Consider the following 19,642-nt stretch of genomic DNA (forward strand, 5'->3'; position numbering starts at 1 on the left):
CAGTGCATTCCGCGAACCACCACGAGGGGCACCGCCGTTGGCCGCAATCTCCGGCACAATCGCACTCCTGATTCCCCAGAAGACGGTGAACGTGCAATGCGCATCCTGATCCTTGGCGCCGGCGGTACCGGCGGTTACTTCGGTGGTCGCCTGGCCCAGGCCGGCGTGGACGTGACCTTCCTCGTGCGCCCCGCACGCGCCGCACAGCTGGATCGCGACGGCCTGGTCATCCGCAGCCCGCTCGGCGATGCCAGTTTCCCTGTACAGCACGTCACCGCCGATGCACTACCCGCATTGGCCGCGCAGAAGCCGTTCGACCTGGTCATCCTCAGCTGCAAGGCCTACGACCTGGACAGCTCGATCGATGCCATCGCGCCGGCAGTCGGTGCGAACACCACCGTACTGCCGATCCTCAACGGCCTGCATCACTACAACGCGCTCGATGCGCGCTTCGGCCGCGAAGCGGTGCTCGGTGGCCTGTGCTTCATCAGCGCCACCAAGGCACCCGACGGCGCCGTGCTGCATCTGGGCAAGCCGGCCAAGCTCACCTTCGGCGAGCGCGACGGCGGTGTGATCTCCACGCGCGTGCGCGCCTTCGCCGCCGCCTGTGCGCAGGCCAACCTGGACCACCTGGCCAGCGAACACATTGGGCAGGAGCAGTGGATCAAGTACACCTTCCTGACTGCGCTGGCCGCCGCTACCTGCCTGCTGCGTGCGGATATCGGAACCATCGTCGCCACCGATGATGGCGAGGCGATAGTGCGCGGCCTGTACGACGAATGCCTGGCCGTGGCCGAAGCTGCCGGTGAGCCGATTCCCGATGCCGCGCAGGACACCGCGCGCGGGACCCTGACCCAGGCCGGTTCAGCGTTGAAGGCCTCGATGCTGCGCGATCTGGAGGCCGGCCAGCAGGTGGAGGCCGCGCAGATTGTCGGCGACATGCTGGCGCGTGCGCGCAAGGCCGACCAGGAAGGCCTGCTGCTGCAGGTCGCCTACAGCAGCCTGCAGGCCTACCAGGCACTGCGCGGCGCGTGAGCGATACGACGCAGGCCAACGCCCTGCCCGCGCGGGTGTTGATCCTCGGCATGGGCTGGAGCGGGTGCGTGCTGGCCACGCATCTGCGGGTGCTGGGCGTACACGTGGTCGGCACGGTGCGCGACCCGGCGTCGGCACCGCACGATGGCCTGCTGCGCCATCAGCTACGCGCCGACGCCACGCCATCGACGGCCCTGCTCGATGAGATCGCGCAGGCCGAGGCCGTGCTGTGCAGCGTGCCGCCCGATGCCGAGGGTGACCCGGCACTGCGTCTGTTGCTGCCCGCGCTGCAGGCCAGCCCGGCATTGCGCTGGGTGGGCTATCTGTCGTCCACGTCGGTATATGCCGATCGGGCCGGCGGCTGGGTCGACGAGCGCAGTGCAGTCGATGCCACTGAAGCAGCCGGCGTGATGCGCCTGCGGGCCGAAGCGCAATGGCGTGCGCTTGCTGAAGAACGCGGCATCGCATCGGCAGTGTTCCGCCTGCCCGGCCTGTACGGGCCGGGGCGCAATGCGCTGCTGCAGCTGGCACAGGGACGTGCGCGCCACGTAGTGCGTCCTGGGCTGGTATTCAACCGGCTGCACGTGGACGACCTGGCAACGGTCGTTATCGCATCGATGCGGCGGCCGTGCGTGGATGGGCTGTATCTGCCGGCCGATGACGAGCCGGCACCGTCGCAGGAGGTACTGGCCTTCGCCGCGCAGCTGGGCGGCTTTGCGATGCCACCTGCAGTGGCATGGGACGACCCTGCACTGAGCCCGACGCTGCGACGCTTCTACGAGAGCAACAAGCGCATCGACAGTCGCGGCACGCGTGAAGCGCTGGGGTGGGAGCCGAGGTTCCCGACGTATCGGGAAGGATTGGAAGATCTGGTCGCTGCGTTCGCTGGGCATGGCCCAGCGCTACCACCGCTTCCGTAGAGTCGAGCTTGCTCGACTCTACGACGCAGGGTCGCCGCGACGAAGGGAATCAACCCGCGTCGGGCAGGCGGAAGAACGCACGCGTCGCTGCAGTCGCATTGGCCGCCGTCACCGCCACGTCTTCGCCCCGGTCGCGCGCCAGCTCTTCCACGATGTGCGAGAGGAACATCGGTTCGTTGCGACGGTCCTTCGGCATCGGCTTCAACGTGCGCGGCAGCAGGTACGGTGCGTCGGTCTCGATCATCAACCTGTTGGCCGGGATGTTCTTCACCAGTTCGCGCAGGTGCGCGCCACGGCGTTCGTCGCACAACCAGCCGGTGATGCCGATGTACCAATCCTGGTCCAGGTAGTCGAACAGCTCGTCGCGTTCGCCGGTGAAGCAGTGCACCACCGCAGGGCCGATGCGACCCTCGAAGTTCTTCATCTGTGCCATGAAGTCAGCATGCGCGTCGCGCTGGTGCAGGAACAGCGGCTTGCCATTGTCCGCGGCCAGCTGCAGCTGGCGCTCGAACGCACGGTGCTGGGCCGGGCGCGGCGAGAAGTCACGGAAGTAGTCCAGCCCGCACTCGCCCACTGCTACCACCTCCGGGTGAGCATGCAGCGCGCGCATCTCGGCATCGCATTCCTCGGTGTATTCCACCGCGTGATGCGGGTGCACGCCCGCGGTGGCGTACAGGAAGCCGGGGTGCTGCTGCGCCAGTTGCACGGCCAGCGGCGAGTGCTCGCGGCTGGCGCCGGTGATGACCATCTGCACCACGCCGGCCTGCCGTGCGCGGTCCAGCACGGCATCGCGGTCACGGTCGAAGGAGTCGTGGGTCAGGTTGGCGCCGATATCGATCAGTTGCATGGTCATCGCGGGGGAAAAGTGCCCGCGCATTGTACCTGCGGCTGCCGTGGCCCTTTATCCTTTACACATGAACGCCCCGCTCTTCCCGATTTCCCCGCTGTTGCCGCAGATCCAGCAGCACCTGGCCACACACCCGCGGCTGGTGCTGGAGGCCCCGCCCGGCGCCGGCAAGACCACCCAGGTGCCACTGGCCCTGCTCGATGCGCCGTGGCTGCAGGACCGGAAGATCATCATGCTGGAACCGCGCCGGGTGGCAGCGCGCAGCGCCGCACTGTTCATGGCGCGGCAGCTGGGCGAAGAGGTGGGCGGCACCGTCGGTTACCGCATCCGCTTCGAGAACAAGGTCTCCGCGCGTACGCGGATTGAAGTCGTCACCGAGGGCATCCTGACCCGCATGCTGCAGGACGACCCGATGCTGGAAACGGTCGGCGCGATCCTGTTCGATGAATTCCACGAACGCCACCTCAGTGGCGACCTCGGCCTGGCCCTGGCGCTGGACGTGCAGGCGCAGCTGCGCGAGGACCTGCGCCTGGTGGTGATGTCGGCCACGCTGGATGGCGAGCGCCTTGCCCGCTTCCTTGATGCGCCGCGCCTGAGCAGCGAAGGCCGCAGCTACCCGGTGGCGGTCAGTCACTTCCCGGCGCGCCGCGATGAAGCGCTGGAACTGCAGGTGCGCCGCGCGGTGCAACAGGCATTGGCCGAGCACCCGGGTGACCTGCTGGTATTCCTGCCCGGCCAGCGCGAGATCGCGCGGGTGCAGGCCGGGCTGCAGGAATCGCTGGATGCCGGCGTGGAAGTGCTGGCTCTGCACGGTGAGCTGCCAGTGGAACAGCAGGCGCGGGTGTTGCAGGCGTCCAGTGATGGCCGCCGCCGCGTGGTGCTGGCCACCAACGTCGCCGAGTCCTCGGTAACGCTGCCAGGCGTGCGCGTGGTGATCGACAGCGGCCAGGCACGCGAGCCGCGCTACGACCCCAACAGCGGCTTCACCCGGCTGGACGTGGTGGCCATCGCGCAGGCATCGGCCGACCAGCGCGCGGGCCGCGCCGGCCGTGTCGCCGAGGGCGTGGCGTGGCGGCTGTGGCCGCAGTCGCAGCGGCTGGAACCACAGCGTCGCGCCGAGATCGATCAGGTGGAACTGGCCGGGCTGGCGCTGGAACTGGCGGCCTGGGGCAGCAGCGACCTGCGATTCCTCGATCCGCCACCGGCGGGCCCGATGGGCGCGGCACGCGAACTGCTGCAGCGGCTCGGCGCGCTGTCCAGCAGCGGCGCGATCACCGCACTCGGCCGGCGCGTGCTGGCGCTGGGTACGCATCCGCGGATGGCGGCGATGCTGCTGGCGGCGCCCGATGCACGTGCGCAAGCCCTGGCCGCCGACCTGGCCGCCTTGCTGGAGGCGCGCGACCCGCTGCGCCAGGGCGGTGACGCGCTGGCGGCGCGCTGGCGTGCGCTGGCGGCGTTCCGCAATGGCCGCGCACCGGGCGACGCCGACCGCAGCGGTCTGGCCGCGATTGATGCCGCCGCCAAACAGTGGCGACGTCGCCTGCGCTGCGATGCCGCACCGCCAGCCAGCATCGAAGCCCATGAGCTCGGTGACCTGCTCGCGCACGCCTTCCCCGACCGCATCGGTTTCCAGCACCCCAGCGACCCACTGCGCTACCTGCTGGCCAATGGCCGCAGCACGCGCCTGCACGAATTGAGTGACCTGCGCGGCGAGCCGTGGCTTGTGGCCAGTGAACTGCGCTTCGAGGCACGCGACGCCCTGCTGCTGCGTGCAGCACCGGTGGACGAAGGCCAGCTGCGCAAGTCGTGGCCGGAACGCTTCGTCAGCGAGGATGTGGTGCGCTGGGACAGCGAGCGTCGCGCGCTCGTCGCGCTGCGTGAAACCCGTTTCGACCGCATCGTGCTGGACAGCCGCTCGGCCGGCCGGGTTGATCCACAGCACGCCGCGCAGGCGCTGACCGACGCGGTGGCCGAACTCGGCCTGCAGGCGTTGCCGTGGACCGAAGGCCTGCGCCAATGGCAGGCGCGGGTGGAGTCGCTGCGGCGCTGGATGCCGGAACTGGATCTGCCTGACTGCAGCGATGTGGCCCTGCTGGCCAACCGTGCGCAGTGGCTGCAGCCTGCGTTCGCCGGCAAGACACGGTTGGATGCGCTGGACGAAGCCAGCTTCGGCGAGGCGCTGAAGTCGCCGCTGGAATGGTCGCAGCGGCAGCTGGTCGAACGTCATGCGCCCACCCGCATCACCGTGCCGTCCGGACTGGAGCGGCCAATCACCTATGCGCTGGACAGCGAGAGCGGCGAACCGCTGCCGCCGGTGCTGGCGGTGAAACTGCAGGAACTGTTCGGCCTGGCCGACACCCCGCGCATTGCCGATGGCCGCGTGCCGCTCACCCTGCACCTGCTGTCGCCCGGCGGGCGGCCGTTGCAGGTCACCCAGGATCTGCGCAACTTCTGGGAAAACACCTACGCCGAGGTGAAGAAGGAAATGAAGGGCCGCTACCCGCGCCATCCGTGGCCGGATGATCCGTGGACGGCGACGGCCACCCATCGGGCCAAGCCGCGCGGCACCTGATTGCTGGGGTCGGATCCCTTTGCAGCGCAAAGGGCTCTGACCCCGTCTCCAGGGAAAGCGCTCCAACCCCACCCTGCCTGATCCTGAATGGCTGCGGTAGAGTCACACCACGTGCGACCCCGACTGACATACCGTTTACGGGCAACGCGCGACACTGGACTTCGACCCGAGGCAAAGGACCCCCCGCATGAGCAAGCTGACCGTAATCACCGACCGCGCTTTGGAGCGCGCCCTGGAGCTGGCCCACACCGCCGGCGACGGCCTCAAGAGCGCCGGTGGCAGCCTGCGCAGTGCCGACTGGATCAAGACCGGTGCCGCCATTGGCGCGGTGAAGACTGGCGGCAAGGCCGCGACCAGGTTCGCGCGCCGCAACCCGGCAGTCGCCGTGGCTGCCGCAGCCGTTGGCGTCGGCCTGCTTGGCTATGCGCTATACCGCAAGCAGCAGAAGAAGAAGGCCGCGCAGGGCCATGTGGTGAACGGCCAGGCCCAGCGCATCAATGCGCGCGACCGCCGCAATGACACCGTGGTCGACGAGCACAGCGACATCGGCAGCGATGCCTGAGTCTGCGGGGGTCAGAGCTCTTCCTGCGGAAGGGATCTGACCCCACCAGCTACGAGAGGGCCGGGTACCGGAAAGTACCCGGCCCTTTCTGCATCAGCCGATCTGCCGCCACTGCCCCGGCTGCAGGTCGTCCAGCCGGTACGGCCCCATCGACGCGCGTACCAGCCGCAGCGTCGGCAGGTTCACCGCCGCGGTCATCCGCCGCACCTGCCGGTTGCGGCCCTCGCGGATCGTGATCGCCAGCCAGCTGTCGGGTACGGTCTTGCGGAAGCGAACCGGCGGATCACGCGTCCACAGCGATGGCGCCGGATCGAGGCGCTCGATCTTCGCCGGCAGGGTCGGCCCGTCATTGAGCACCACGCCCGTACGCAGCTGCTGCAGCTGTTCGTCGCTGGGCATGCCTTCCACCTGCACCCAGTAGGTCTTGTCGGCCTTGTGCTTCGGGTCGGTCAGTTTGTGCGCCAGCGTGCCGTTGTCGGTCAACAGCAGCAGCCCTTCGCTGTCATGGTCCAGGCGCCCGGCGGCATACACGCGCGGCGGCAGGCCGAACCCGGCCAGCGTCGGTCGCGGCGGCACGCTGCGGTCGGTGAACTGGCAGAGCACGTTGAACGGCTTGTTGAAGGCAATCAGCATTGCGGGCACGGCGGGCGGCGGGTGGGGCATTGTCCCACGCCGCGCCACGCGCCACTCAGCTGTAGAGCCGAAGGCAGCAGCAGGAGCCGCTTCCAACGTCGCGCGCGAGGGCACGAAGGGTGCCAGTCAGGACGGCCGGCATAGCCCATGCTCGGCTGCTCTTTCCTGCCGCCGCGATTACGGCAGGCTCAGCCGAGGACCTTCCACTCCAGTAGGAACGAGCCCAGCACCAGTGCGATACCGCACGCCGCTATGACATTGGCCCGGCGCCGCAGGCGAGCTGGTGGCTGACTTGCGCTGCGTGCACGTTCATCCAGCAGGATGCCGGCGAACAGCACTGCAAAACCAACAGCCCCGACCAGGTCATGGGTGTGACCGCCGTAGAACATGAAATCGATCAGCCGCGTCAGCACCAGCACCGCAACGGCGATGTATAGAACCTTCTTCAACAGTCCATGTCCTTGCATACGATTGAATTCCGACGCATGGCCGGCCTTGGGACCAGCCATGCGCCGCACTACGCGCGATGAGCCGAGCATGGGCTCGGCTCCACAGAGTCAACATGCGCCAGCCCGGCACCAGCCCTTACGGCTTGATGAAGCGCAGGGTCATGCGGTCGCTTTCGCCGATTGCCTGGTACTTCGCATCATCGGCCTTGTCGTGCTGGTTGGTCGGCGGCAGCGTCCACACGCCGTTCGGGTGGTCCTTGGTATCGCGCGGGTTGGCGTTGACCTCGCTGCGCGCATCCAGCTTGAAGCCGGCGGCCTCGGCCATCGCGATCACCTGCTGCTGGCCGACGTAGCCGGTGTCATCGTCGTCGGCCACAGCGGCCTTGGCGCGATGCTCGACCACGCCCAGCACGCCGCCTGGCTTGAGCACGTTGAAGAAGCCCTGGAACATGCCCTGCGCCTGGCCGGCCTTGCGCCAGTTGTGCACGTTGCGGAAGGTCAGCACCACGTCAGCTGAATCGGCCGGGCCGAACACCGGCTTGGCCGGATCGTAGGCGACCACGGCGGTCTTGCCGAACTGTGCCGGTGCACCGGCGTACTTCTTTTCCAGGCTGTCGCGGCTGCGCTGCTGGTAGTCACGGCCGCGGCCTTCGGCAACAGCCATCGGGTCGACCACGGCAGCGACGTAATGGCCCTTGTCACGCAGCAACGGCGCCAGGATCTCCGAGTACCAGCCGTTGCCCGGGGTGATCTCGATGACGGTCTTTTCCGGCGCCACCTTGAAGAACGACAGCGTCTGCGCCGGATGACGATAGCCATCGCGCTTGACGTTGTTGGCATCACGGGTCGACGCCTTCACCGCCGCATCGATGGCCGGTGACACCTGGATCTTCGCCGGCGCCACCGTGGCCGGTGCGGCGAACGCGGGAACAGCGGCAAGCAGGGCCGAAGCAAGCAGCAGGCGGCAACCACGCAGGGAAGAGGCAGCAATCATCAGGGCGACTCCAGCGGAAGATGCGGCGAGACTAGCAGTCGCAGCGTCCCAGGTGTTCACAAAACGTTAGCTGCGTGCGCGTCGCGGAACACTGTTTTGTGGTCGCCGCCGCAGCGCGGTCACACAACGCGTTCTATTCTGGAGCACTTCCCCCAAGGAGTCCGTGCCCATGACGGCAACCCGCGAACTGGGCCGTTCCGGCCTGCATGTACGTCCGCTCGCCTTCGGTGGCAATGTGTTCGGCTGGAGCGCCGATGAAAAGGCCAGCTTCGCCCTGCTCGATGCCTTCGTCGACGCCGGCTTCAACCTGGTCGACACCGCCGATGTGTATTCGGCCTGGGTCCCGGGCAATGCCGGCGGCGAATCGGAAACGCTGATCGGCAAGTGGTTTGCCCGCAGCGGCAAGCGCGACAAGGTGGTGCTGGCGACCAAGGTGGCCAAGTGGGCCGAGCGCCCCGGCTTGACCCCGGACAACATCAATGCGGCGGTCGAGGATTCGCTGCGCCGCCTGCAGACCGACGTGATCGATCTGTACCAGGCCCACGAGGATGACGAGTCGACGCCGCTGGAAGCGACCCTGGCCGCGTTCGGCCGCCTGATCGAAGCCGGCAAGGTACGTGCGATCGGTGCTTCCAACTACAGCGCCACGCGCCTGGCCGATGCGCTGAAGGTGTCCACCGATTACAAGCTGCCGCGTTACGAAACCCTGCAGCCGGAGTACAACCTGTATGACCGCGCCGGCTACGAGAAGGAGCTGGAACCGCTGGTGCAGCGCGAACAGATCGGCGTGATCGGCTACTACGCGCTGGCCAGTGGCTTCCTCAGCGGCAAGTACCGCACGCCGGCCGATGCGGCCAAGAGCCCGGCGCGTGGCGAAACCGTGGTGAAGCGCTATCTGAATCCGCGTGGCCTGCGCATCCTGCAGGCACTGGATGACGTGGCCAGCAAGCACAATGCCAGTACCGCGCAGATCGCACTGGCGTGGCAGATCGCGCGACCGTCGATCACCGCGCCGATCGGCAGCGCCACCAGCGTCGAGCAGTTGCACGATCTGCTGGCGGCGGCCAACGTGTCGCTGAGCGTGCAGGATGTCGCGCAGCTGGATGCCGCCAGCACGGAAGCTTGAGACACGGTAGTGCCGGCCGCTGGCCGACATGACACGCGCACCGAAGAAAATAATTGAACAAAATGGTTGCGCACGACTAAATCGTGGTTTATCGTGCGCACCTCGTTTCAACAACCACTGGAAACTTCCCTTGAACGCACATTCCGTCGCCATCGCCAAACTGCTGCCATGCCTGCGCATGGACGTGCTGGCGCGCGCGTTCGGCAAGGAAGTCCAGCTGACAACGGCCTGATACCCGCCCTGCGGAGATCGGCCACCCCGATCTCCGAGGCCTGACGACGCCCTCGGAACGCAAGTCCCGGGGGCGTTTTCGTTTGCGTCGGCACAAGGACCCGCGATGCCAGAACTGCACCCCGCGCGGCAACCCGCCGCTCACTGACCCAGGTTTTCCCGCCCCGCCGAAGGATTTACTTCGCGCGAGTGGCGACGCCTGGACATTATCTGCATCGCCCCCAAACATTATCGCTCGCGATAATGTCGGTGGTCTGCACCCTCGATTCTCCAACGGTCCCGTTTCCACCACGGGCTGGTGCGCGCGGCGTTGCCGTGGCGTATGCCGGAGGTCGCGGACATGCCATCGCCTGGATCGCCTGCTGGAGGCAGGCACCGGTTCGCCGGTACGTGGTTCGATTCCGCGCGGTCCCCAACTGGATAGCTCAGTAGGGTAGAGCAACGGATCCTGATTCCGTCTGTCGTGGGTTCGACTCCCACTCCAAACCACATGACCTGTCACGTCATGACTTGAAGCAGCACCCGGGGCGCAAGCCCCAGCGGCCATCGTCGCCGTCCCTGCAGACACCCTCGGGCACCGCAGGAACGGCAACGGACCGCACGCCGGGCCCCGGCCCGCCGCCACTGCCAGCCACGTTCCGCACCGGTGCTGCCTGCCGGGAACGGCGATGGCAGCAGTGCCGGTGCACCGAAGGCTCCGCGTGCGGACCGTCCGCCGATGGCCGCCCTCTTCCGCCAGCTGCACAAGGTGTGCAGCCAGCCCTGCCACGACCTGATCGACCCGGGTCATGGCATTCATTCCATCGGGTCGAACCACCAGAGCCATACAAGGAGAGACTCCCATGTTCTGGACCATCAAGGTCGTGATCGGCGACGGCGAGCGCGGCCTGGTGTATCGCAACCGTCGTTTCCAGCAGATCCTGCTGCCGGGCGTGCACCGCCTGTCGCCGTTCGGCGGCCGCCCGCACGTGGACATCCACACTGCATCGAAGGGCGCGGCCTACACCGGCAGCGACCAGGACAGCCTGATCGAGGCGCTGGGCGCACGGCTGGACACGCACTTCGTGCTGGCCAATGTCGGCGCCACCGAGGTCGGTCTGTTGCTGCGCAACGGCCGTATCGATGAAGTGCTGCCACCGAGCAGCCGCCGACTGTACTGGCGGGGCTCGGTCGATACCCGGGTGCGCGTCATGGCGCTGGGTGACGAGCCGCGCATCCCGGCGGACGTGCAGCAGCGCCTGGGCCAGCTGGGCGTGCTGCCGCGTGTAGCGGTGATCAGTACCGTGCCGAGCGAATCGGTCGGCCTGCTGTTCATCGATGGCACGCTGCGGCAGACGCTGGACGCCGGTCTGCACGCGTTCTGGAACTTCAACGGCAACGTGTCGGTGGAGCGTGTGGAGCTGCGTGCGCGTTCGCTGGACGTGTCCGGCCAGGAACTGCTCAGCCGCGACAAGGTGACCCTACGGGTGAACCTGGCCGCGACCGTGCAGGTGGTCGACCCGGTGCGTGCACACCGCACGCTCAGCAATGCCGATGAGTTCATCTATCGGCAGCTGCAGTTCGGCCTGCGCCAGGCGATCGCCTCGCGCAGCCTGGACGAGCTGCTGGGTGACAAGGCCGCGCTGGACGGCGAGATCGCCGCGCATGTGCAGGCGGCGATCGCGGGTCACGGCGTGCGGCTGCTCGGCGTGGGCATCAAGGACGTGATTCTGCCGGGCGAGATGAAGGAGATCCTCAACGGCGTGGTGCTGGCCGAGAAGCAGGCCCAGGCCAGCGTGATCCGTCGCCGCGAGGAGGCCAACGCCACGCGTTCGCAGCTCAACACCGCAAAGCTGATCGAGGACAACCCGGTGCTGATGCGCTTGAAGGAGCTGGAGGCACTGGAGAAGGTCACCGAGAAGATCGACAAGCTCACCGTGTTCGGCGGCCTGGATGGCGTGCTGAAGCAACTGGTGACGATCAGGTAGGGGGTAGCGGCGGCGCAGGGACGCGCCGCCGGCCCATCAAGGACAAACACGAAGACATGGACACTCAACACAACTATCAATGGCTGCACGCCGAGGGCACCACGCCGATCAAGGGCTGGGTCAACGGTGTGCCGCTGGAGGCGCAGGCGCATGAGCAGCTGCGCAACATCGCCGCGATCCCGTTCGTCGGGCCGTGGGTGGCCGTGATGCCGGACGTGCACCTGGGCAAGGGCGCGACCGTGGGCTCGGTGATCCCGACCCGCGGTGCGATCATCCCGGCCGCGGTCGGCGTCGACATCGGCTGCGGCATGGCCGCCGTGCGTACCACGCTGCGTGCCAATGACCTGCCCGATGACCTGCGGCAGCTGCGCAACAGCATCGAGCGCAGCATCCCGGTCGGCAATGGCCGTGGCGGCGAGCATCACCGCATGCCCGACAGCATCCACACCCGGCTGGTGCAGTCCGGGCTGGCCGCCGGCCTGGAGAAGATCAAGGACAAGCACCGGAAGATCCGCACCGACAAGCTGGATCGCCAGCTGGGTACGCTGGGCGGCGGCAACCACTTCATCGAACTGTGCCTGGACGAGACGGACACGGTGTGGGTGATGCTGCACAGCGGCTCTCGCGGCACCGGCAACCTGATCGGCACCTACTTCATCGAGAAGGCGCGCGAGGAACTGGCCCGGCGCATGCTCGGCTTCCACCTGCCGGACAAGGACCTGGCGTTCTTCATGGAGGGCGAGCCGCTGTTCGATGACTACGTCGAGGCGGTGTCGTGGGCGCAGGACTACGCCCGGCAGAACCGCGAGGCAATGATGTCGCGGGTGCTGGGCGAGATGCGCCACCGGCTGCCGAAGTTCCAGCTGGCGGCGATGGCGGTGAACTGCCACCACAACTACGTGCAGAGGGAGACGCACCACGGCCAGGAGCTGCTGGTGACGCGCAAGGGCGCGGTCAGTGCCCGCGAGGGCGAGTTGGGCATCATTCCCGGCAGCATGGGCACGCGCAGCTACATCGTGCGTGGCAAGGGCAACGCGGACAGCTTCCACAGCTGCAGCCACGGTGCCGGCCGGGTAATGAGCCGTGGCGCTGCGCGCCAGCAGATCACGCTGGCCCAGCACCGCGAGGCCACCGCGCATGTGGAATGCCGCAAGGACAGCGGCGTGCTGGATGAGTCGCCGGCCGCGTACAAGTCGATCGACGATGTAATGGCCGCACAGCTGGACCTGGTCGACGTGCTGCACACCCTGCGCCAGGTGCTGTGCGTGAAGGGATGATGGAACGGTGCCGGCCTCGGCCGGCACCTGCTCGACGGGCACGGGCGAATGGATGCCCGGGATCCGTAGCGTCGAGCTTGCTCGACTGCTCTTCCACGCCATGCGTGGATGGAGCGGCGCCGACCGAGGTCGGCGGCTACCGGTGCTGCGATCAGCGCGGCACGCTGTCCTCGGCCACCAGCGCATGATGCACGCCGATCCCCGCCCGCACGCCTTCGGCGGCGGCCAGGGTGATGTTGCCTACCGTGGTCGCATCGCCTGCGGCATACACGTTCGGCACCGAGGTCTGCTTCATCATGTCGACCTCGATCAGCACGCCCAGCGGGCTCTCGACCAATGTGCACCCCAGCTGCTGCACCAGCGGCGTGGCCATCGCCTGGGTGGCCGGCACGAACAGCGCACGCTGTGCGATGCGGCGGCCGTCGGCCAGCTCCACTTCCAGCCAGGTCGGTTGGTCGCCGTGTACGCCCAGCACCGGCGAGGTCTCGATGTGCACGCCACGCTGCTGCATGGCGGCGCGTTCCTCATCGGTGATCTCCAGACCCATGCTGAAGAACGTGACGTTGCCCCAGTCGGCGAACAGCGGCGCCTTGCTGGCGGACATCGGATGGCCGCCGAGCAGGCCGATGGCACCACCACCGACTTCATAGCCGTGGCAGTAGGGGCAGTGCAGCACAGTGCTGCCCCAGCGCTCGGCCAGTCCGGGCAGTTCCGGCAGCTGGTCGGCGATGCCGCTTGCCAGCAGCAGCTTGCGCGCGGCCAGCACCTGGCCATCGGCGGTACGCACTTCCACGCCTTCGGCGGTGGTGCGGGCGTGCTCTACTTCGGCATGCACCCAACGCACCGTGGGGTAGTCCAGCAATTGCTGACGCGCGGTCTTCAGCAGCTCGGCGCCACTGATGCCATCCAGCCCCATCACCCCGTGCGAATGACTGGCGAAACGATTGCGCGGTGAACCGGCGTCGATGACGGTGACCGGGCGACGGGCACGGGCCAGGATCAGGCCGGCGGCAATGCCGGCATAGCTGCCGCCGACGATGAGCACATCAGGATTCATGGTGACCTTCCAGGGAACGGTGATGGGCGAGATGGCGGGCGAAGTCGGCGCCGAGCTGGTCCAGCGTGGTCGCCTGCAGGCGCTGCTCAAGCAACCGCTGCGCCTCGCGCGCGCCTTCGAGAAGGGCGCTGTTGACCAGCTGCTGGATCGGGCAGCCACCACCGGAATCGCGGGCACCGACCTGCACCAGCGGCGGTGCACCCACGGCCAGGTAGATGTCATGCAGGGTGATCGCTGCGGCGTCGCGGGCCAGCACGCTGCCGCCACCATGGCCGCGCGTGCTGCGCACCAGGCCGGCCCTGTGCAGCTGCGCCAGCAGGCGGCGGATCACTACCGGATGGGTCGGCAGGCACGACGCCAGCTGTTCGGACGTACGCGGTGCGGCATGGCCGACCAGGTGCGCCATCACATGCAGAGCGTCGGAAAGCGGGTTCGCGGATTTCATGTAACGACAATAGTTACATTTAATTCCTCTGTCGAGGGTCTGCTTTCGTTCCATATGGACATATCTGTCCTATGAAATAGTTTCTTCACATCACTAAACGAAACGCGAATGTGATGAACATCCCACTTCAGGGCGTGCGCAGCGGGTCGATACCGCAGTGCCCCTTCCCGAGAGTGCTTCCCCATGAATGCGTCTGTCCGTGCTCCGCGCCTGCAGTCCAAGCTGCTCGGCGCGGTTTCCGTTGGTCTGGCCGTGGTCCTCCTGTGTGCTCTGGCCGGCCTCGCCTCCGCCTGGTTGAAACTGTCCACCGAGGTTCCGCCCGAAGTCGCCCACAGCCGCGACGCCGAGCGCCTGCAGCGCGAGTTCCGCGGGCAGGTGCAGGAATGGAAGAACGTACTGCTGCGCGGTCACGACGACGCACTGCGCCAGCGCCACCTGGAGGCGTTCGACAGCGAGGGCCGTCTGGTGGAGCAGCTGGCCAAGGGCCTGGTCAGTAGCCCGGATGCACGCACGCGCGAACTGGCTCAGGCGTTCATCGGCCTGCACGCGCGGCTGCAGCAGGACTATCACGCGGCGCTGCAGGCGTTCGCCGAGGCCAGCTACGATCCCGCCGCCGGCGACAACCTCGTGCGCGGCAAGGACCGCCCGGTGGCAACCGCGCTGGATGCGTTGAGCACGCACGCCACGCAGGTGGCCGAAGCGGCGGTGGCGGCACGCTCGCAGCAGGCGCGGCAGACGCTGCTGCTGTGCGCGGCGCTGACCGTGCTGGCCGCCGTGCTGCTGCTGATCGGCCTGGGCTGGTGGCTGCGGCGTGCGGTGGTGCAGCCGGTGCTGGCGGTGGAAGCCGCTGCGCGTGCAGTGGCCGCCGGTGATCTGCAGCATGTTGTGCAGGTGCGCAGCCGCGATGAGATCGGTCGGCTCGCGCAGGCCATGCAGGCCGTGCAGTCCACGCTGCGCGGTGTGCTCGATGCACAGGCCACGATGGCACAGGCGCATGAAGCCGGCACCATCAGCCACCGCATGGATGCCAGTGCCTTCCCCGGCGCATTCGGCACGATGGTGGCCGACAGCAACGCGCTGGTCGATGCGCACATCCAGGTAAAGCTGCGCGCGATTGCGATCATGGGCCGTTACGCGATCGGTGACCTCAGCCAGGACATGGAACGCCTGCCCGGCGAGAAGGCAGTGATCACCGACGCACTGGATACCGCCAAGGTCAATCTCGGCATGATCAATGGCGAGATCCGCCGCCTGGCCGAAGCCGCTGCCATGGGTGATTTCAGCCAGCGTGGCGACAGCGCGCGCTTCGAGCATGACTTCCGCGCGATGGTCGACGGCTTGAACCGATTGATGCAGGCGACCGAACTGAACCTCGGCGAGGTCTCCAGCATGCTGCGCGCGATTGCCGATGGCCGCCTCGGCGCGCGCATGCACGGCGATTTCCAGGGTGTGTTCGCGCGCATCGCCGGCGATGCCAACACCACTGCCGCGCAGCTGGCGACCATCGTCACCGACATCAAGCACGCCTCCGGCAACATCCACACCGCGGCGGCGGAGATCGCCGCCGGCAACAACGATCTGTCGCGTCGTACCGAGCAGCAGGCGGCCAATCTGGAAGAGACCGCCGCGTCGATGGAGGAACTGACCTCCACCGTGCGCCAGAACGCCGAGCATGCACGCCAGGCCAACCAGCTGGCGATCGGCGCGCATACCGTTGCCTCTCACGGCGGCAGCGTGGTCGGCCAGGTGGTGACGACGATGGGCGCGATCGAAACCTCGTCACGGCAGATCGCCGAGATCATCAGCGTGATCGATGGCATAGCGTTCCAGACCAACATCCTGGCATTGAACGCTGCGGTGGAAGCGGCGCGTGCCGGCGAACAGGGTCGCGGCTTCGCGGTGGTCGCCAGTGAAGTACGCACGCTGGCGCAGCGCTCGGCCGCTGCCGCGAAGGAGATCAAGGCACTGATCGAGACCTCGGTTGAGCAGGTCGGCCACGGCGCGCAGCGCGTGCGCGAGGCCGGTGACACCATGGCCGAGATCGTGGCGTCGGTGCAGCGTGTGACCGACATCATGGCCGAGATTTCCGCTGCCTCGCAGGAGCAGAGCGCGGGCATTGAACAGGTCAGCCAGACGGTGATCCAGATGGATGGCACCACCCAGCAGAACGCCGCGCTGGTGGAGGAAGCCAGCGCTGCGGCACGCAGCCTGGAACAACAGGCGAACCGGTTGATCGACGCGGTGGATGTGTTCGATCTGTCGACTACGGCGGCAGCGAAGGACGCGTTGGCGCGCGCGGCCTGAGGGATCCGGTTGCCGGCCAGCGGCCGGCACTACCCGTGCGATGAGCGGTAGTGCCGGCCGCTGGCCGGCAACCCACCACGACTTCAGCGCACGTAATCACTCTGCGCCATCGCGTCGGCCAGGTAATCCACGAACGAGCTGATCCGCGACGACACGGCGGTGTTGCGGTAGTACACCGCATGGATCGGCTGGTACACATCCAGCGTCTGCGCCGTCAGCACCTGCACCAGGGTGCCGGCGCTGCGGTCACGATCGGTGACGAAGTCGGACAGGCAGGTGATGCCCACACCTTCCACCGCCAGCCGGCGCAACGTCTCGCCACTGGACACGGCGATATCCGGCCGCACCAGCAGCAGCCCATCCGATTCTCCGGGCAGCGGCCAACGGTTGAGTGATTCCGGCTCGTTGAAGCTGAGCAGCGTGTGCTGGCCCAGCGCGGCGACGCTGGCCGGTTCGCCGTGCTTGGCCAGGTAGGCCGGGCTGGCCACCAGCCGCAGCTGGCAGCGGCCCAGCAGCCGCGCATGCAGGGTGGAGTCGGCCAGCGGGCCGATCCGGATCGCCAGATCGGTGCGCCGTTCGAGCAGGTCGATGTAGCGGTCGGAACTGTTCAACTCCAGCTGCACTTCCGGGTAACGCGCGCGATAGCCGGCCACCAGCGGCGCGATCACGTGCAGCACGAACGGCATCGCCGCATCCACGCGCAGGCGCCCCGCCGGGCGCTCGCGGCGCGCCGCCATCTGTTCCTCGGCCGATTCCACCGCATCGATGATCGCGCGCGCATGGCGCAGGAACGCCTCGCCCTCGGCGGTCAGGTGCAGGCGGCGGGTGGTACGGGTCAGCAGGGTGATCCCCAACTTGTCCTCCAGCCGCCCCAGGGCGCGGCTCACGCCCGAGGGCGTCTGCCCCAGCTGCTCGGCGGCGGCACTGATCGAGCCGCTGTCGATCACCGAAAGGAACGCCTGCATTTCATCGAGAGTGGTCTTCATGTCCCTATTATTGACTGCACGGCAATAGTGATTGGCGTGAAGACCGGTTTTTCGGCAAAGGTCGGCGGCGCAGACTGCGCAGCCTCTTCCTCCTGCTGGACCCTGTCATGACCCGTGGCATTCCCCTCGCCCTGCTGGCGTTGACCCTCGGTGCCTTCGCCATCGGCACCACCGAATTCGTCATCGTCGGCCTGATCCCGACCATCGCCGGCGACCTGCAGGTCAGCCTGCCCTCGGCCGGCCTGCTGGTCTCGCTGTACGCGCTGGGTGTGGCCATCGGTGCGCCGGTGCTGACTGCGCTGACCGGACGCGTACCGCGCAAGCAACTGCTGGTGGCACTGATGGTGTTGTTCACGCTCGGCAATGTCGTCGCCTGGATGGCACCCGGCTATACCTCGCTGATCATCGCCCGCATCCTGACCGGCCTGGCGCACGGCGTGTTCTTCTCGATCGGCGCGATCATCGCCACCGCCGTGGTACCGAAGGAGAAGGCAGCCAGCGCGATCGCCATCATGTTCACCGGCCTGACCGTGGCACTGGTGACCGGCGTGCCGCTGGGCACCTTCATCGGCCAGCATCTGGGCTGGCGCGCGACCTTCCTGGCGGTGGCCGGCCTCGGCGTGGTCGCCCTTATCGGCGCGCTGTTGTTCGTTCCGCGCAACCTGCCGCAGAGTGCGCCGGCCAGCCTTCGCCAACAGCTGGCCGTGCTCGGCCAGCCACGCCTGCTGCTGGTCTATGCGATGACCGCGCTGGGCTACGGTGGCACCTTCCTGGCCTTCACCTATCTGGCGCCGATCCTGCAGGACGTCACCGGCCTTCCGGCCAACGCCGTGAGCCTGGTGCTGCTGGTGTACGGCGTGTCGGTGGCGATCGGCAACCTGTGGGGCGGGCGCATGGCCGACCGCTTGGGTCCAGTGCCCGCGCTGAAGCGCATCTTCGGACTGCTGGCATTGGTGTTGTTCGTCCTCACGTTCACTGCCTACAACACCTGGTTGATGCTGCTGACGGTGCTGGCGCTGGGCGCGGTAGCGTTCGGCAACGTGCCCGGCCTGCAGGTCTACGTGGTCAAGCAGGCGCAGCGCTATGCGCCGCAGGCGGCCGACGTGGCCTCGGGCCTGAACATCGCCGCGTTCAACGTCGGCATCGCGATGGGCGCCTCGCTGGGCGGCCTGGTGGTGGAGCACGTCGGCCTGATGCATACGCCCTGGCTGGGCGCGCTGGTGGTCGTACTGGCCTACGCGCTGACCGTGCTCAGTGGCCGCCTCGACCGCCGCGATGGCGTCGACCACCGCGCCGACGGTATTGCCGCCACCGCGCATTGATCCATGCAATGCACCGTTGCCGGCATGCATACGGTGCCTGTCCTACCCTCTTCCCTCTGCTACTCCCTTCCCCCCGTTGGAGCTTCCCATGACTGTCCCCGCTTTCGGTCTCGGCACCTTCCGCCTCAAAGACCAGACCGTGATCGACTCGGTGCGCAATGCGCTGGAGGTCGGTTACCGCGCCATTGATACCGCGCAGATCTACGGCAACGAAGCCGAAGTCGGCCAGGCCATCGCCGAGTCCGGCGTGCCGCGTGATGATCTGTACCTGACCACCAAGGTGTGGATCACCGAGTTCAAGCGCGATGCGCTGCTGGCCAGCCTGCGCATCAGCCTGGAGAAGCTGCGCACTGACCGCGTCGACCTGGCGCTGATCCACTGGCCGTCACCGAATGACAAGGTCGATGTGCCGATGGAGGAATACCTGCCAGCACTGGCCGAGGCCAAGGCGCAGGGGCTGACCAAGGCGATCGGCATCTCCAATTTCACCATCGCGCAGACCCGCAAGGCGATCGAGATCCTCGGTGCCGAAGCCATCGCCACCAACCAGATCGAGATCCACCCGTACCTGCAGAACCGCCTGCTGGTGAAGTTCCTGCAGGACAACGGCATCCACATCACCGCCTACATGAGCCTGGCTTATGGCGAAGTGCTGAAGGACCCGGTGATCCAGGCCATTGCCGGCCGTCACCAGGCCACCCCGGCGCAGGTTGCGCTGGCCTGGGCGCTGCAGCAGGGCTTCTCGGTGATCCCGTCGTCGACCAAGCGCGAAAACCTGGCAGCCAACCTGGAAGCAGCGGCCGTGCGACTGACCGACGAAGACATGGCACAGATCGCCAAGCTGGATCGTGGCCATCGCCTGGCGAATCCGGAAGGGATTGCCCCGGCCTGGGATTGAGGCCAACCGCGGTTACG

At 67.4% G+C, this 19,642-nt stretch carries 17 protein-coding genes and 1 tRNA gene; 11 read left to right on the forward strand and 7 right to left on the reverse strand.

The features are described from left to right. Positions 1-96: 96 nt before the first annotated feature. Both panE and ACZK2G_RS21050 read left to right on the forward strand, forming a co-directional pair. Positions 97-1,035, forward strand: coding sequence for a 2-dehydropantoate 2-reductase (panE, locus tag ACZK2G_RS21045; protein WP_295381116.1), 939 nt, complete (start codon positions 97-99; stop codon positions 1,033-1,035). A 50-nt stretch (positions 1,036-1,085) separates the two neighbouring features. Continuing rightward, entirely contained in the window at positions 1,086-1,955 is an 870-nt protein-coding gene (locus ACZK2G_RS21050; RefSeq protein WP_478475609.1) for a Rossmann-fold NAD(P)-binding domain-containing protein, read from the forward strand. Between the two features lie 49 nt (positions 1,956-2,004). On the opposite strand, the gene ACZK2G_RS21055 is transcribed toward ACZK2G_RS21050, so the two are convergent. Then, positions 2,005-2,802, reverse strand: a complete 798-nt coding sequence (locus tag ACZK2G_RS21055; protein WP_046983513.1) for a TatD family hydrolase — start codon at positions 2,800-2,802, stop codon at positions 2,005-2,007. A 67-nt stretch (positions 2,803-2,869) separates the two neighbouring features. Between ACZK2G_RS21055 and hrpB the strand changes: the two genes are divergently transcribed. Then, positions 2,870-5,374 (forward strand): ATP-dependent helicase HrpB, encoded by a 2,505-nt coding sequence (hrpB, locus tag ACZK2G_RS21060; RefSeq protein ID WP_478474277.1) that lies wholly within the window; start codon positions 2,870-2,872, stop codon positions 5,372-5,374. 187 nt (positions 5,375-5,561) lie between these two features. Further along, the gene (locus ACZK2G_RS21065) at positions 5,562-5,936 is read left to right on the forward strand and encodes a hypothetical protein (RefSeq protein WP_006401326.1); all 375 of its coding nucleotides are present in this window, start codon (positions 5,562-5,564) and stop codon (positions 5,934-5,936) included. A gap of 93 nt (positions 5,937-6,029) precedes the next feature. On the opposite strand, the gene ACZK2G_RS21070 is transcribed toward ACZK2G_RS21065, so the two are convergent. The 3 genes from ACZK2G_RS21070 to ACZK2G_RS21080 form a co-directional block, all read right to left on the reverse strand. Then, positions 6,030-6,569 (reverse strand): pseudouridine synthase, encoded by a 540-nt coding sequence (locus ACZK2G_RS21070; protein WP_046983506.1) that lies wholly within the window; start codon positions 6,567-6,569, stop codon positions 6,030-6,032. A 188-nt stretch (positions 6,570-6,757) separates the two neighbouring features. Further along, positions 6,758-7,078 (reverse strand): hypothetical protein, encoded by a 321-nt coding sequence (locus ACZK2G_RS21075; RefSeq protein ID WP_248298505.1) that lies wholly within the window; start codon positions 7,076-7,078, stop codon positions 6,758-6,760. Between the two features lie 76 nt (positions 7,079-7,154). After that, a complete protein-coding gene (locus tag ACZK2G_RS21080) occupies positions 7,155-8,012 on the reverse strand; it encodes a class I SAM-dependent methyltransferase (RefSeq protein ID WP_426354855.1) in 858 nt (285 codons plus the stop codon). 169 nt (positions 8,013-8,181) lie between these two features. On the opposite strand from ACZK2G_RS21080, the gene ACZK2G_RS21085 reads away from it, so the two are divergent. From ACZK2G_RS21085 to ACZK2G_RS21100, 4 genes are all read left to right on the forward strand, one after another. Beyond that, a complete protein-coding gene (locus ACZK2G_RS21085; protein ID WP_478474280.1) occupies positions 8,182-9,138 on the forward strand; it encodes an aldo/keto reductase in 957 nt (318 codons plus the stop codon). Positions 9,139-9,785: 647 nt separating this feature from the next. After that, positions 9,786-9,858: transfer RNA gene (locus ACZK2G_RS21090), tRNA-Gln, on the forward strand. Between the two features lie 353 nt (positions 9,859-10,211). Next, on the forward strand, positions 10,212-11,336 hold the full coding sequence (locus tag ACZK2G_RS21095; protein WP_478474281.1) for a slipin family protein: 1,125 nt from the start codon (positions 10,212-10,214) through the stop codon (positions 11,334-11,336). A 56-nt stretch (positions 11,337-11,392) separates the two neighbouring features. Next, positions 11,393-12,613 (forward strand): RtcB family protein, encoded by a 1,221-nt coding sequence (locus tag ACZK2G_RS21100; protein WP_478474283.1) that lies wholly within the window; start codon positions 11,393-11,395, stop codon positions 12,611-12,613. A 151-nt stretch (positions 12,614-12,764) separates the two neighbouring features. Here the strand turns inward: ACZK2G_RS21100 and ACZK2G_RS21105 are convergent, their stop codons facing one another. Together ACZK2G_RS21105 and ACZK2G_RS21110 are read right to left on the reverse strand one after the other, a co-directional pair. Then, on the reverse strand, positions 12,765-13,670 hold the full coding sequence (locus ACZK2G_RS21105; protein ID WP_337302365.1) for an NAD(P)/FAD-dependent oxidoreductase: 906 nt from the start codon (positions 13,668-13,670) through the stop codon (positions 12,765-12,767). Next, entirely contained in the window at positions 13,660-14,115 is a 456-nt protein-coding gene (locus ACZK2G_RS21110) for an Rrf2 family transcriptional regulator (protein ID WP_337302366.1), read from the reverse strand. The genes ACZK2G_RS21105 and ACZK2G_RS21110 overlap by 11 nt, the downstream gene beginning before the upstream one ends. 183 nt (positions 14,116-14,298) lie before the next feature. On the opposite strand from ACZK2G_RS21110, the gene ACZK2G_RS21115 reads away from it, so the two are divergent. After that, positions 14,299-16,419, forward strand: a complete 2,121-nt coding sequence (locus ACZK2G_RS21115; protein WP_426354851.1) for a methyl-accepting chemotaxis protein — start codon at positions 14,299-14,301, stop codon at positions 16,417-16,419. An 83-nt stretch (positions 16,420-16,502) separates the two neighbouring features. Here the strand turns inward: ACZK2G_RS21115 and ACZK2G_RS21120 are convergent, their stop codons facing one another. Continuing rightward, entirely contained in the window at positions 16,503-17,405 is a 903-nt protein-coding gene (locus tag ACZK2G_RS21120; RefSeq protein ID WP_478474284.1) for a LysR substrate-binding domain-containing protein, read from the reverse strand. Positions 17,406-17,512: 107 nt separating this feature from the next. Here ACZK2G_RS21120 and ACZK2G_RS21125 point away from each other — a divergent pair, with 107 nt between their 5' ends. Both ACZK2G_RS21125 and dkgB read left to right on the forward strand, forming a co-directional pair. Continuing rightward, positions 17,513-18,727, forward strand: a complete 1,215-nt coding sequence (locus ACZK2G_RS21125) for an MFS transporter (RefSeq protein WP_046983497.1) — start codon at positions 17,513-17,515, stop codon at positions 18,725-18,727. Between the two features lie 88 nt (positions 18,728-18,815). Continuing rightward, the gene (gene dkgB, locus ACZK2G_RS21130) at positions 18,816-19,625 is read left to right on the forward strand and encodes a 2,5-didehydrogluconate reductase DkgB (protein WP_136639702.1); all 810 of its coding nucleotides are present in this window, start codon (positions 18,816-18,818) and stop codon (positions 19,623-19,625) included. Positions 19,626-19,642 lie beyond the last annotated feature (17 nt).

The sequence above is a fragment of the Stenotrophomonas sp. 107298_Sma genome, assembly GCF_056480345.1.

Excerpts from the sequence above, each read along its gene's own strand:
- ACZK2G_RS21095 (WP_478474281.1), top strand. The coding sequence starts at position 10,212 with ATGTTCTGGACCATCAAGGTCGTGATCGGCGACGGCGAGCGCGGCCTG.
- hrpB (WP_478474277.1), top strand. The coding sequence starts at position 2,870 with ATGAACGCCCCGCTCTTCCCGATTTCCCCGCTGTTGCCGCAGATCCAG.
- ACZK2G_RS21105 (WP_337302365.1), bottom strand. The coding sequence starts at position 13,670 with ATGAATCCTGATGTGCTCATCGTCGGCGGCAGCTATGCCGGCATTGCC.
- ACZK2G_RS21070 (WP_046983506.1), bottom strand. The coding sequence starts at position 6,569 with ATGCTGATTGCCTTCAACAAGCCGTTCAACGTGCTCTGCCAGTTCACC.
- ACZK2G_RS21110 (WP_337302366.1), bottom strand. The coding sequence starts at position 14,115 with ATGAAATCCGCGAACCCGCTTTCCGACGCTCTGCATGTGATGGCGCAC.
- ACZK2G_RS21050 (WP_478475609.1), top strand. The coding sequence starts at position 1,086 with ATGGGCTGGAGCGGGTGCGTGCTGGCCACGCATCTGCGGGTGCTGGGC.
- dkgB (WP_136639702.1), top strand. The coding sequence starts at position 18,816 with ATGACTGTCCCCGCTTTCGGTCTCGGCACCTTCCGCCTCAAAGACCAG.
- panE (WP_295381116.1), top strand. The coding sequence starts at position 97 with ATGCGCATCCTGATCCTTGGCGCCGGCGGTACCGGCGGTTACTTCGGT.
- ACZK2G_RS21055 (WP_046983513.1), bottom strand. The coding sequence starts at position 2,802 with ATGCAACTGATCGATATCGGCGCCAACCTGACCCACGACTCCTTCGAC.
- ACZK2G_RS21085 (WP_478474280.1), top strand. The coding sequence starts at position 8,182 with ATGACGGCAACCCGCGAACTGGGCCGTTCCGGCCTGCATGTACGTCCG.
- ACZK2G_RS21075 (WP_248298505.1), bottom strand. The coding sequence starts at position 7,078 with ATGGCTGGTCCCAAGGCCGGCCATGCGTCGGAATTCAATCGTATGCAA.
- ACZK2G_RS21100 (WP_478474283.1), top strand. The coding sequence starts at position 11,393 with ATGGACACTCAACACAACTATCAATGGCTGCACGCCGAGGGCACCACG.
- ACZK2G_RS21120 (WP_478474284.1), bottom strand. The coding sequence starts at position 17,405 with ATGAAGACCACTCTCGATGAAATGCAGGCGTTCCTTTCGGTGATCGAC.
- ACZK2G_RS21080 (WP_426354855.1), bottom strand. The coding sequence starts at position 8,012 with ATGATTGCTGCCTCTTCCCTGCGTGGTTGCCGCCTGCTGCTTGCTTCG.
- ACZK2G_RS21115 (WP_426354851.1), top strand. The coding sequence starts at position 14,299 with ATGAATGCGTCTGTCCGTGCTCCGCGCCTGCAGTCCAAGCTGCTCGGC.
- ACZK2G_RS21125 (WP_046983497.1), top strand. The coding sequence starts at position 17,513 with ATGACCCGTGGCATTCCCCTCGCCCTGCTGGCGTTGACCCTCGGTGCC.
- ACZK2G_RS21065 (WP_006401326.1), top strand. The coding sequence starts at position 5,562 with ATGAGCAAGCTGACCGTAATCACCGACCGCGCTTTGGAGCGCGCCCTG.